Annotated in this window: 13 protein-coding genes; 6 read left to right on the plus strand and 7 right to left on the minus strand. The window is 34.4% G+C overall.

What is annotated here, in order from left to right:
* Positions 1–8: 8 nt before the first annotated feature.
* The 4 genes from BM289_RS02540 (at position 9) to BM289_RS02555 (ending at position 4,454) form a co-directional block, all read left to right on the plus strand.
* Positions 9–191, plus strand: a complete 183-nt coding sequence (locus tag BM289_RS02540; RefSeq protein ID WP_091490610.1) for a hypothetical protein — start codon at positions 9–11, stop codon at positions 189–191.
* A 68-nt stretch (positions 192–259) separates the two neighbouring features.
* Positions 260–391 carry a hypothetical protein gene (locus BM289_RS25725; protein WP_262489161.1) on the plus strand — a complete coding sequence of 44 codons (132 nt, stop codon included), beginning with the start codon at positions 260–262 and terminating at the stop codon, positions 389–391.
* A gap of 575 nt (positions 392–966) precedes the next feature.
* Complete coding sequence (locus BM289_RS02550; protein WP_091490613.1) at positions 967–3,159, plus strand: peptidase domain-containing ABC transporter; 2,193 nt, start codon at positions 967–969, stop codon at positions 3,157–3,159.
* Positions 3,160–3,161: 2 nt separating this feature from the next.
* Positions 3,162–4,454: an HlyD family secretion protein gene (locus BM289_RS02555; protein ID WP_091490614.1), complete on the plus strand. Its 1,293-nt coding sequence runs from the start codon at positions 3,162–3,164 to the stop codon at positions 4,452–4,454.
* Here BM289_RS02555 and BM289_RS02560 read toward each other — a convergent pair.
* From BM289_RS02560 to BM289_RS02575, 4 genes are all read right to left on the minus strand, one after another.
* On the minus strand, positions 4,451–5,158 hold the full coding sequence (locus BM289_RS02560; protein ID WP_091490616.1) for a tRNA1(Val) (adenine(37)-N6)-methyltransferase: 708 nt from the start codon (positions 5,156–5,158) through the stop codon (positions 4,451–4,453). The genes BM289_RS02555 and BM289_RS02560 overlap by 4 nt on opposite strands.
* Before the next feature lie 122 nt (positions 5,159–5,280).
* The gene (locus BM289_RS02565; protein WP_244165306.1) at positions 5,281–5,637 is read right to left on the minus strand and encodes a four helix bundle protein; all 357 of its coding nucleotides are present in this window, start codon (positions 5,635–5,637) and stop codon (positions 5,281–5,283) included.
* Between the two features lie 179 nt (positions 5,638–5,816).
* Complete coding sequence (gene rimM, locus BM289_RS02570; RefSeq protein WP_091490618.1) at positions 5,817–6,341, minus strand: ribosome maturation factor RimM; 525 nt, start codon at positions 6,339–6,341, stop codon at positions 5,817–5,819.
* Between the two features lie 15 nt (positions 6,342–6,356).
* Positions 6,357–6,917 carry a 30S ribosomal protein S16 gene (locus BM289_RS02575; protein WP_091490620.1) on the minus strand — a complete coding sequence of 187 codons (561 nt, stop codon included), beginning with the start codon at positions 6,915–6,917 and terminating at the stop codon, positions 6,357–6,359.
* 201 nt (positions 6,918–7,118) lie between these two features.
* On the opposite strand from BM289_RS02575, the gene BM289_RS02580 reads away from it, so the two are divergent.
* Both BM289_RS02580 and BM289_RS02585 read left to right on the plus strand, forming a co-directional pair.
* On the plus strand, positions 7,119–7,613 hold the full coding sequence (locus tag BM289_RS02580) for a DUF6252 domain-containing protein (protein WP_091490622.1): 495 nt from the start codon (positions 7,119–7,121) through the stop codon (positions 7,611–7,613).
* 110 nt (positions 7,614–7,723) lie between these two features.
* The gene (locus tag BM289_RS02585; RefSeq protein ID WP_091490623.1) at positions 7,724–8,071 is read left to right on the plus strand and encodes an RNA recognition motif domain-containing protein; all 348 of its coding nucleotides are present in this window, start codon (positions 7,724–7,726) and stop codon (positions 8,069–8,071) included.
* Positions 8,072–8,178: 107 nt separating this feature from the next.
* Here BM289_RS02585 and leuB read toward each other — a convergent pair whose 3' ends face one another.
* The 3 genes from leuB to leuD all read right to left on the minus strand — a co-directional run bounded on the left by leuB (position 8,179) and on the right by leuD (position 11,685).
* Positions 8,179–9,234, minus strand: a complete 1,056-nt coding sequence (gene leuB / locus BM289_RS02590; RefSeq protein ID WP_091490625.1) for a 3-isopropylmalate dehydrogenase — start codon at positions 9,232–9,234, stop codon at positions 8,179–8,181.
* A 113-nt stretch (positions 9,235–9,347) separates the two neighbouring features.
* Positions 9,348–10,868, minus strand: coding sequence for an alpha-isopropylmalate synthase regulatory domain-containing protein (locus BM289_RS02595; protein WP_091490626.1), 1,521 nt, complete (start codon positions 10,866–10,868; stop codon positions 9,348–9,350).
* 220 nt (positions 10,869–11,088) lie between these two features.
* Positions 11,089–11,685 (minus strand): 3-isopropylmalate dehydratase small subunit, encoded by a 597-nt coding sequence (gene leuD, locus BM289_RS02600; protein WP_091490627.1) that lies wholly within the window; start codon positions 11,683–11,685, stop codon positions 11,089–11,091.
* Positions 11,686–11,708: the final 23 nt, after the last annotated feature.

The raw sequence follows: 11,708 nt of genomic DNA on the forward strand, positions 1-11,708 counted from the left end.
CTGCAGTTATGTTAAAAAATATCTTGAAATTAAAAGGTGCAGTAGAATTGACTGCTAACGAGCAAAAAACAATAAACGGAGGTAATGCTCCTATTTGTGAGGAAGGATTTAAAGCTAAGAGATGTACAGAGTTTGGAACTGTTCCAGCTTACTGGAGCTGCGTGCCAAATAACTATGTCGGAAGCTGTTAAGACTGAAGATTTAAAGCCTGAGATTTTCCCAAGTTTGAGGCTGGCCCAAAAAACGTAAATAACCAGTTATGTTAGAAAAAATTTTAAAAAGTAAAGAAACTAAAAAGCTTACAAAAAAAGAGCAGAAAAACATTTTAGGAGGCGAAAGCACTGAGCCTAATTGTTACAATGCTGTTGTTGAAAAAAACTATGCTTGCTAATTTTAATATTTCTATAGTAACAGAGTTTTAAAATACTCTGTTACTATTAAAAATTGTGTCATTAATATGTTGAAAAAAATTTTAAATCTTAATGGTGCTCAAAGTATATCTAGAAATGAGCAGAAAACTATGAGAGGAGGAATTCCGGAGTGCTGGGTTCATGCTATTGAAGCAGGATGCATATTAATACCATCAGGCGAAACTTGTCCGATAAATACAACATCAGGTATTTGTGATACAAGTCGTCTTTGTTGTTGATTTTTAACTTTTTTAAAAGTAATACGATATAGCCTTATTTAGAATTTAGTCATGTTTTTTTTGAATGTATAGGCGCTCGATCGTGGAACATTGAGCATTTTCTCAGTATTGATGATTGGTACTGAGATTCTTAGGAGTTGGCCGCTGGGTTTGATTTTATTTGGTTAGGGTAAAACCGCGGCCATGTCCTAAAGAAATTGTGTTGCTGGTAATTTGTTTATAAATACCCAAACAGAGAAGATTTATATCTTCTCTGTTTTTTTATAGATTAACAAGAATTTTTTTTCCTACATTAGTCTTGAATAAATCAAAAGAAATTGAAGAGATTCCCTCATTATAGACAAGCCGATAATAAAGATTGCGGTCCGACATGTTTAAAGATTATAGCTAAATATTACGGCAAAACAATCAATATTCAAGAGTTGAGAGATTTCAGCGAAACAACTCGTGAAGGAAGTAATTTGCTTTTTTTGAGCGATGCGGCTGAAAAAATTGGTTTTAGAACTTTAGGAGTAAAATTATCAGTTCAGAGAATAGAGGAAGCTCCTCTTCCATGTATTCTTCATTGGAATAAAGACCATTATGTTGTTCTTCATAAAATAAAAAAAGACAAATATTATATTTCTGATCCCGCTTTTGGACTTTTAGAATACAATAAAGAAGATTTTGTAAAATTCTGGATTGGTCATAATGCCGATGATACTACAAAAGAAGGTATTGCACTATTAATAGAGGCAACTCCTGTCTTTTTTGAATCAGATTTTGAGAAAGAAGAAAATAAAGGATTAGATTTTAGATTCCTATCCAAATACTTATTTCAATATAAATCCTTTTTAATTCAGCTTGCAATTGGGCTTTTGGCGAGCAGTTTACTCAATTTGATTTTTCCATTTTTAACCCAGAGTATTGTAGATGTTGGAATCCAGAATCAGAATATTAACTTCATCTATTTAATTCTGTTTGCCATGTTGTTTATTTTTGCAGGAAGAACAGGTCTAGAATTAATCAGGAGCTGGATTTTACTGCATTTATCTACGAGGGTAAATATTTCTCTTATTTCGGATTTCTTTATAAAATTGATGAATCTGCCAATTTCCTTTTTCGATGTTAGAATGACAGGAGACATTATGCAGCGAATAAACGATCACGGCCGTATAGAAAAAATCCTAACTACTTCTTCTTTAAATGTCCTTTTCTCGGTTATAAACATGTTTGTCATGGGAGCTGTGCTCGCGTATTTCAATATACAGATATTCTTGGTATTCTTTGTGGGCAGTGTTTTTTATTTCGGATGGATCACGCTGTTTTTAAAAAGAAGAGAAGCTTTAGATTATAAGCGTTTTGCAGAAGTTTCTAAAGAACAGAGTAAAGTTATGGAACTTATTAACGGCATGCAGGAAATAAAACTTCATAATGCCGAAAAGCAAAAAAGATGGGGTTGGGAGTATGTACAGGCAAGACTTTTCAGGGTTTCGATAAAAGGATTGATTTTAGAACAGACACAGACCATTGGTTCTTCTGTAATTAATGAATTGAAAAACATATTTATTATTCTGCTTTCTGCAAAATTGGTGATAGATGGTTCCATAACACTCGGTATGATGTTGGCCATTAGTGCCATTGTAGGAAGTTTAAACGGACCTATTACACAATTAATAGAATTTGTAAGAGAGTTTCAGGATGCTAAAATTTCGCTTGCAAGATTGTCCGAAATCCATCAAAAAGAAGACGAATTGCAGCAGGAAGCACATCAGACAAGTGAAGTGCCTTTTGATGCTGATATTGAGATTAAAAACCTTACTTATCGTTATCTAGGTTCAGATATTCCAGTATTGGATAATCTGAATTTAATAATTCCAGCCAAAAAGGTAACTGCAATTGTAGGTGTCAGTGGTAGCGGAAAAACAACTCTTATGAAACTGCTTTTGAAGTTTTATGATCCTGAAAAAGGAGAGGTAACTATTGGTAATACACAGTTAAAGAATATTTCACAGAAAGCTTGGAGATCAAATATTGGAGCGGTAATGCAGGAAGGCTATATTTTTAGTGATACCATCGCCAATAATATTGCTCTTGGTGTTGATCGGATAGATAAAGAAAGATTGCTTTATGCTTCAGATGTTGCTAATATTAAAGAATATATTGGTGGACTTCCTTTAGGATATAATACAAAAATTGGAGGAGATGGAGTTGGAATGAGTACAGGACAGAAACAGCGCCTTTTGATTGCCAGAGCAGTTTATAAAAATCCTGAAATTTTGTTTTTTGATGAGGCGACTTCGGCTTTGGATGCCAATAATGAAAAAGAAATTATGAGAAAACTGGATCTCTTTTTCGAGAATAAAACAGTAGTTGTAATTGCACATCGATTAAGTACGGTGATGAATGCAGATCAGATTGTGGTTTTGGATAAAGGAAAAATTATTGAAATAGGAAATCATTCTGCTTTAGTAGAACAAAAAGGCAATTATTTTGAATTAGTTAAAAACCAGCTGCAGTTAGGAAATTAATTATGGTGGAAGAAAAAGATACATTTGAATTAAGAAGTGAAGAAGTTCAGGACATTCTGACCAAAGTACCGCATTGGATGATACGATGGGGAACAGTTCTGATATTTGCTATTATTGTCATGCTGTTTTTTGTGTCATGGTTTGTTAAATATCCCGATGTTGTAACTTCTGAAATTGTTATTACAACTAATATTCCGCCAGAGAAGATTGTTTCAAAATCTTCTGGAAGAATCGAGGCTATTCTTGTAAAAGATAAAACAGAAGTTTCAAAGAATAATACATTGGCTGTTATTGAAAATACAGCCAGCTACAAAGATGTTTTTCTGCTGAAAAGCATTGTGGAAGGCTATGATATCAATTCAGGAAAAGAATTCCCTTTTCAGTTATTAAAAAACAAACAGTTGGGAGAAATCGAAAGTGCTTTTGCCGTTTTCCAGAAAGATTATCAAGCGCAGCAGTTAAATGAGAGCCTTCATCCTTTTGATGTGGAAAGCAGAGCCCAGAGTTCAGAAAAAATTCAGTTGAAGGAAAGACTGGATATTCTGCAACAACAGAAAGTAATCAATGAAAGTGAATTGGAACTGCAGAAAAATGAAATAGCCCGTTTTGAAGCCTTATTTAAAAAAGGAATTATTTCGGCTCAGGATATGGAAATAAAAAAACTGGGTTTTTTGCAGGCGCAGAAGAATTATAGAGGCCTTTTAACGTCAATTTCCCAGTTAAAATCATCTTTGATTGACAATACAAAATCAAGTCAGAATTCTCAGATAAATAGCACTAGAGAAGAGGTTAACTTAGGGCGAAGCATGGCACAGTCTTTTTATCAGTTAAAAAAAGTAATAAAAGACTGGGAGTTAGCTTATACTTTAAAATCGTCTGTGAGTGGTGTAGTTACTTTTCTTCAGGTTTGGAACGAAAATCAAACCATTAATGTGGGCGACAATGTTTTTTCTATAATCCCTGATGCTAAAAATGGATTTGTTGGAAAAGTAAAAGCACCAGCCTTAAATTCTGGAAAAATAAAAGTAGGGCAGAGGGTTAATATTCGTCTGGCAAATTATCCAGACCGCGAATTTGGTGTATTGAAAGGCGAAATCAAAAATATTTCCTTAGTTCCGGATAAAGACGGGAATTTACTAGTTGATGTTTCGCTTCCTAATGGATTAAAAACTTCTTATGATAAACAGATTGTTTTTCAGCAGGAAATGAAAGGAAACGCCGAAATTGTAACAGAAGATTTAAGGTTATTGCAAAGAATATTATATCAGTTTAAGAGTATTTTTGAACAGGTTTAGAATTTCAAATAAAAATCTTTAGTCAATTCAATATATTCCGGAGTATAAACGTGTCTTTCTATTTCGATAACAAGTTCGTCGATTTCAATTTCGGAAACTTCATTTCGGCTAAAAGCCAATAAACTGCGTTTGATTTCTGATTTTGGAGTTCCTTTTACTCTAGTGATCTTTATTGGATATAATGCAGCTTCTTTGGCTAAAGCAATAAATTTTTCTTCTTCTTTAAAAGGAAGAATTAGGGCAAGAATTCCGTTTTCAGAAAGTAATAAATCAGCAGCTTCAACAATTTCTTCAAAAGGCATTGCGTCTTGAAATCTTGCTAAATCGCGCTGTTCATTTTCAGTTTTGTAATCCTCAGCATAAAAAGGCGGATTTGATACAATCAAATCATATTTGTCTTCAGGTTCGTCAATAAATTCGTCTAAACCGGCATGAAAACAAAATGAACGATCTCCCCACGGAGAAGCTTCGAAATTTTCTACAGCTTGCTCATAAGCGTCTTCATCAATTTCCAGGGCATCAATTTGCTCAGCATGACTTCTCTGCGCCAGCATTAATGCAATAATTCCGGTTCCCGTGCCAATATCCAAAACACTAAACGGATTATGAAAAATAGGAGCCCATGCACCAAGTAAAACACCATCTGTGCCTACTTTCATTGCTGTTTTGTCTTGTTTTACAGAGAATTGCTTAAACTGAAACATAAATATAAAATACCAATTTTTTTAAATACCAAATTCCAATTATTGAGCAGAAATTTCAAAATGAAAATTTCAATTGAAGTGGATAATTTTGTTGAGTTGCAAAAGTAAGATTAAATATTAATTTACGGCTTAGAAGTTTTGGTAATTATGGCAGAAAGAATTTTTCGTAACTCCTCAATTTCAAATAATAAAGATTCAGACAATTCTTTTTGGTCCGGATTTAAATCGTTTAATAATTGAAGCCAAAATTTTGATTCTTTTGCTTCTTTTCGGGCAATTTTAAGACGAAATAACAAATCTTTATCTCCAAGATTTTCATTTGCTTCAATGTAATTTGCTCCAACAGAACCAGAGGAGAGCACTAATTGTTTGCCATCTTCAATATTCGATGTGTTTTTAGGTAGAGTACGAATATAGATTCTACATTCTTTTGCAAACAAAAAGGTTCTTTCTTCTAGATTGTATGGCTTACTCATCATGATTATAAAATTCCAATTTATTAAATAATAAATATAAACAAAAGAATTAAAAAGAAAGTTTTTTCTTTCAAATTAGTGTCGAAAAAATTGTATTCTTTTGGGGATTTGGAGTTTAAAAAAGCCCGAATTTAACGTTGCTATGGCTTGGAATTTGGAATTTAAGATTTGGAAATTTAAACCTAAAGATACATCTCCACAAGACCTTCAGGAAGATCCATGATAACTTTTTTGTTTTCGCGATCAATTTTTACAAGAAATTGATCAATCATTGGGACTAAAATCTCTACATCACCATTTAGAACTTCAAAAAGAGGCTGTGAAGAAGAGTCATTAATAGAAGTAATTTTTCCGAAAACACCTAAACGTTTGTCTTCGATTTCAAAACCAATAACTTCGTGATAGTAGAACTTGTTACCAGTAAGTTTTGGCAACATTGATAAAGGAAGATAAATACCATTTCCAACAAGAGCATCAGCATCTTCTTCGGTATTGACGTCTTCAAAACGAACTCTAAGAAAGTCGTTTTTGTGCATTGAGCTTGACTCAATAAAAAAAGGAACCAAGTGTTTGTTGTGTTCAACAAACACTGATTCCAAATTTTCGTATAACTCAGGTTCGTCTGTGTCTAAATAGATCAGAACTTCACCTTTGAAACTAAATTTTTTAGCGATTTTACCTAAATAAAAACATTCTTCTTTACGCATTATCGCTAAGTAAAATTATGCTTCAGTTGTTTCGTTATTCTCTTCAGCAGCAGGAGCTTCTTCAGTAGCTTCAGCAACTTCTTCTGTAGCCTCTTCAGCTTGTGCAGCGGCAGCAGCTTCAGCTTGTGCAGCGGCAGCATCAGCAACACGTTTAGCGTTAACTTCTTTTTCAGCTTTTAAAGCTTTAGCTTTAGCATCAGCTTGCGCTTTTGATAAACCATCTTTTTTAGCATCAACTTTTCCAGCTTTTGCTTCTAACCATGCAGTTAATTTAGCATCAGCTTGTTCTTGAGTTAAAGCTCCTTTACGAACTCCTCCGTCAAGGTGGTGTTTCAATAAAGCACCTTTGTAAGAAAGGATAGCTCTTGCAGTATCAGTTGGTTGAGCACCATTGTGTAACCATTTAACTGCGCTGTCAAGGTTTAACTCAACAGTTGCTGGGTTAGTGTTTGGATTGTAAGTACCGATTTTCTCTAAGTATCTACCATCTCTTTTTGAGCGTGCATCTGCAGCTACTACCCAGTAAAAAGGTTTTCCTTTTTTACCGTGTCTTTGTAATCTAATTTTTACTGACATAATCTAGTGATTAAATTTTGAGGTACTCGACCTCTGTTAATTAAGGGCGCAAAGATATAATTTTTTTGTCAATAATGCGTTTCTAAACGTATAAATTGTATATAAGATTGATTATTATTGTCTTTTGAATGTTTTTTTAGGTTTATTTTAGAATAAAATTTCAAGTTAAGCGGTACTTTTGCATCAAATTCATCTTGTTATATGAAGAAATACTTTTACTTTTTACTGATTTTATCTGTTTTTACTTCTTGTGAAGAAGATGTAAAATTTAATAATCCTGCTTTTCAAACCTTAAAAGATAATGTCTTCTGGCGAGCTCGATCTTATAAAGCCTATTTTGGAGAAAATGAAAATATAATTGTGGAAGGATCTTTAGGTTATGAGCAGATAAAATTTCAGCTTTCTGAACCAGCTGAGAAGACTTATACTTTAGGAGTAAATGATGATATAAAAGCTATTTTTAAAAATACATATAAAGGACAAGAAGCAGAATTTGATACTGGAACAGGTAAAGGAAATGGTGAAATTGTTGTTACAGAATATAATACAATTGATAATACTATTTCGGGAACATTTAAATTTACAGCAGTTAATGCAAATTCCGATGTTGAAAAACAAACAATGCATTTTTCGGAAGGCGTTTTTTATAAAATTCCAGTGGAACCGAGAGGAAACTTTGTACCTGTTAGCAATTAATCTGTTGCTTTGAGCTTCATCAAATCAGAATAAAAACTTAAATAAACTCATAATATAGTAGATTAGATATAAATAAGACTACATTTGCCTCTTATTATAAATAAATATCTATGAATATTTTTGTTGGAAGCCTTCCATTCAGTATTGAGGAAGCAGATTTAAGAGAATCTTTTGAGGTTTATGGAGCAGTAGATTCTGTTAAAATTATTACTGATAAATTTACTGGAAGAAGCAAAGGTTTTGGTTTTGTAGAAATGCCAAACGATGCGGAAGCGCAAAAAGCAATTGATGAATTGAACGGTGCAACTGTTCAAGGACGTGCAATTGTAGTAAATAAATCAGAGCCTAAACCAGAAGGCGAAAGAAGAAGTTTTAATAACAACCGCGGAGGAAGTAATCGTGGTGGTTATGGAAACAGTCGTGGTGGAAATGACCGCGGAAACAGAGGAGGATATTAATATTTTTTTTCTAAAATATAAAAGGGATCAACGAAAGTTAATCCCTTTTTTTTTTGGGTAATATTTTTGTAGAGGCGCACTTCGGTGCGCCTCTACGGTTTCTTTAATTATACATTCGCAGCTAACCAGTCTCCTACTTCTTTCGTGCCGTATGCTTTGCCTCCATTGGCTAAATCTTCAGTAACTACACCAGCTTCTAAAGCTTTATTTACAGCATCTCTAATTGCTTTTCCTTCCTCCATTAATCCGAAGTTTTCGAACATCATAGCAGCAGATAAAATAGTAGCCATTGGGTTAGCAATATTTAACCCTGTCGCTTGTGGATAAGAACCGTGAATAGGTTCGAATAATGATACTTCAGCTCCCATAGATGCAGAAGGCATTAATCCCATTGAACCAGAAATTACAGAAGCTTCGTCTGTTAAAATATCTCCAAATAAGTTCTCTGTAATTAATACGTCATAAGAGTTTGGCCATTGAACCAAACGCATCGCTACAGCATCAACAAATTCGTAGCTCACTTCAACCTCTGGATAATCTTTTTCCATTGCTTGAACTGTTTCTCTCCACAAACGAGAAGTTTCTAAAACGTTAGCTTTATCAACACAACATAATTTTTTAGAACGTGTCATGGCTAATTCGAAACCTTTTTTAGCTAAACGTTGTACTTCTGCTCTTGTGTAAACACAGTTATCGTAAGCTGTATCTCCGTTGTCTTTTCTTCCTTTTTCACCAAAGTAAATTCCACCGGTTAATTCTCTTAAGAAAACCAAATCAGTTCCTTCGATTCTTTCTCTTTTTAGCGGCGATTTATCTAATAAAGATGGGAATGTAAAAGTTGGTCTTACGTTAGCAAACAAACCTAACGCTTTACGCATTTTTAATAAACCTTGCTCTGGACGTACTGGCGCAGAAGGATCGTTGTCATATTTAGGGTGGCCGATTGCTCCAAAAAGAACGGCGTCAGCATTTTTACAGACTTCGTGTGTTGAATCTGGATAAGGTTCTCCTACTGCATCAATTGCAGCAGCTCCAGTTAAAGCTGGTTTCCAAGTGATTTCATGTCCGAATTTTTTTGCAATTGCATCTGATACTTTTACTGCTTGATCGATTACTTCTGGTCCGATTCCGTCTCCGGCTAAAAGGGCTATGTTTAATTTCATTTTTAAATATTTATTATTTTAAGGTTCAAAGTGACAAAGAGACAAAGGTTCAAAGTTTTAAAAGCAGACTAAAATCTTTGTCTCTTTGTCACTTTGAACCTTTGTAACTATAGTTAAGTTATAATGTTAAGCATTTTCTGTGTTGCAATAATGGCTGCAACAGTTTGATCCGAATCTAATCCGCGGGTTTTGAATTCTTTTCCGTTGTTGACCCATGTAATAATGGTTTCGCACAACGCATCAGAACTACTTCCAGGCGGGATTCTCACGGCATAATCGATTAATTTTGGAAGCGTTAGTTTTTTGCTTTTGTAGATCTTAGATAAAGCATTCATAAAAGCATCAAACTGACCGTCGCCTTGTGCGTTTTCTTCGATTATTTCTCCGTTTAAATTTAAAGATAAAGTCGTAGATGGGCGCATTCCTTTAGAATGGACCAGCATATAAGAGTTTATTGTAATTTTTTCCTCATAAGTATGACTGTCCAAAACATCTGAAATAATGTATGGAAGATCTTCTTTTGTAACGGTTTCTTTTTTGTCGCCCAGTTCGATAATTCTTTGCGTAACCAATTTCAAGTCTTCGTTGTTTAGTTTTAAACCTAATTCCTGAAGATTTTTTTCGATATTGGCCTTGCCTGAAGTTTTTCCGAGAGCGTATTTTCTTTTTCTTCCAAAACGTTCTGGAAGCAAATCATTAAAATATAGATTGTTTTTATTGTCTCCGTCAGCGTGAATTCCAGCTGTCTGCGTAAAAACGTTGTCTCCAACAATTGGTTTGTTGGCGGGGATTCTGTAGCCTGTAAAAGTTTCAACCAATTTGCTTACAGAATATAAAGACGTTTCTTTAATATTGATTTTTGCTTCTGGCAGATAATCATTAATTACGGCAACTGTGCTTTCGAGTGGCGCATTTCCGGCACGTTCTCCCATTCCGTTTACGGTTACGTGAAGCCCGTTTATTCCTGCTTTGATGGCTTCCATAACATTGGCGACACTTAAATCGTAATCGTTATGAGCGTGGAAATCAAAATGAATGTTTGGATATTTCGCTCTGATTTTTGAAATAAATTCAAAAGTTAGAGACGGAATTAAAACCCCCAAAGTATCTGGAAGTAAAACTCTTTTGATTGGCTGAGTGGATAAAAATTCCAAAAATTGAAAAACATATTCAGGAGAATTTCGCATTCCGTTGCTCCAGTCTTCCAAGTAAACATTGGTTTCAATATTGTTCTCTTTGGCTAAAGCAATGATTTGAGCGATTTCAGCAAAATGCTGTTCCGGAGTTTTTTTTAATTGATGTGTTAAGTGATTCATTGAACCTTTGGTCAATAAATTCTGCACTTTGGCACCGGCTTTTTTCATCCAGTCAATTGAAACACCTCCATCAACAAACGTAAGAACTTCAATTCTGTTAATGTAGCCGCGTTCTTCGGCCCATGAAGTAATTCCTTTTACAGCTTGAAATTCTCCTTCGCTCACACGTGCCGAAGCAATTTCGATTCTATCAATATTTAATTCCTCCAACAACAATTGTGCAATGGTCAGTTTTTCTGCAGCAGAAAATGATACTCCTGAGGTTTGTTCACCATCACGGAGCGTCGTATCCATTATTTCAATTTTTCTTTTTTCCATATTGATATTATAATTCTGATGTAATTTGACGCGGATTTTACGGATTTGCTATCGCAAAGACGCAGATTTACGCGGATTTTTTACTTTAACAAAAAAAAATAAAATCCGTTTTTTTTCCGCGTCTTCGCAAAGCGAATCAGTTTCATCCGCGTTCTATATTCTAGAAAGACCCGAGAGGTTTTGAAGCCTTTCGGGTCTAATAGACTGAATGATATTTCTATTAGTAAGGAAGTTTATCAGCAAAAGCTTTAATATCCTCTTTCATATCTTGTAAATAATCAATGTCGTCAAAACCATTAATTAAATTGTTCTTTTTGTAACCGTTAATTGCGAATGATTCTTGCTCGCCAGTTGACAACAAAGTAATCGTTTGGTTTGGTAGATTGATTTCTAATTCTGTTTTAGGATCGGCTTCGATAGCTTTGAAAATATTAGCTAAAAATTCTGGGCTGATTTGAACCGGTAAAACACCAATATTCAGGCAGTTTCCTTTGAAGATATCTGCAAAGAAACTAGAAACTACAGCACGGAATCCGTAATCGTAAACTGCCCAGGCCGCGTGTTCTCTAGAAGATCCAGAACCGAAGTTTTTTCCTCCAACCAAAATTTTCCCGCTATAAGTTGGGTTGTTTAAAACGAAATCTGCTTTTGGAGTATCGTCTCCATTATATCTCCAGTCTCTAAAAAGATTGTCTCCAAAACCTTCACGTTTTGTAGCTTTTAAGAAACGAGCTGGAATAATTTGATCTGTATCTACGTTCTCAATTGGCAACGGAACTCCGCTGCTAGTAAGTATATTAAATTTATCGTATGCCATTTTAATTTTAGATTTTGGATTTT

The organism is Flavobacterium phragmitis, assembly GCF_900112575.1.
GTDB classification, from domain to species: Bacteria; Bacteroidota; Bacteroidia; order Flavobacteriales; family Flavobacteriaceae; genus Flavobacterium; species Flavobacterium phragmitis.

Coding starts and splice junctions, on each gene's coding strand:
- BM289_RS02540 (WP_091490610.1), top strand. CDS start 9: ATGTTAAAAAATATCTTGAAATTAAAAGGTGCAGTAGAATTGACTGCT.
- BM289_RS25725 (WP_262489161.1), top strand. CDS start 260: ATGTTAGAAAAAATTTTAAAAAGTAAAGAAACTAAAAAGCTTACAAAA.
- BM289_RS02555 (WP_091490614.1), top strand. CDS start 3,162: ATGGTGGAAGAAAAAGATACATTTGAATTAAGAAGTGAAGAAGTTCAG.
- BM289_RS02560 (WP_091490616.1), bottom strand. CDS start 5,158: ATGTTTCAGTTTAAGCAATTCTCTGTAAAACAAGACAAAACAGCAATG.
- BM289_RS02565 (WP_244165306.1), bottom strand. CDS start 5,637: ATGATGAGTAAGCCATACAATCTAGAAGAAAGAACCTTTTTGTTTGCA.
- rimM (WP_091490618.1), bottom strand. CDS start 6,341: ATGCGTAAAGAAGAATGTTTTTATTTAGGTAAAATCGCTAAAAAATTT.
- BM289_RS02575 (WP_091490620.1), bottom strand. CDS start 6,917: ATGTCAGTAAAAATTAGATTACAAAGACACGGTAAAAAAGGAAAACCT.
- BM289_RS02580 (WP_091490622.1), top strand. CDS start 7,119: ATGAAGAAATACTTTTACTTTTTACTGATTTTATCTGTTTTTACTTCT.
- BM289_RS02585 (WP_091490623.1), top strand. CDS start 7,724: ATGAATATTTTTGTTGGAAGCCTTCCATTCAGTATTGAGGAAGCAGAT.
- leuB (WP_091490625.1), bottom strand. CDS start 9,234: ATGAAATTAAACATAGCCCTTTTAGCCGGAGACGGAATCGGACCAGAA.
- BM289_RS02595 (WP_091490626.1), bottom strand. CDS start 10,868: ATGGAAAAAAGAAAAATTGAAATAATGGATACGACGCTCCGTGATGGT.
- leuD (WP_091490627.1), bottom strand. CDS start 11,685: ATGGCATACGATAAATTTAATATACTTACTAGCAGCGGAGTTCCGTTG.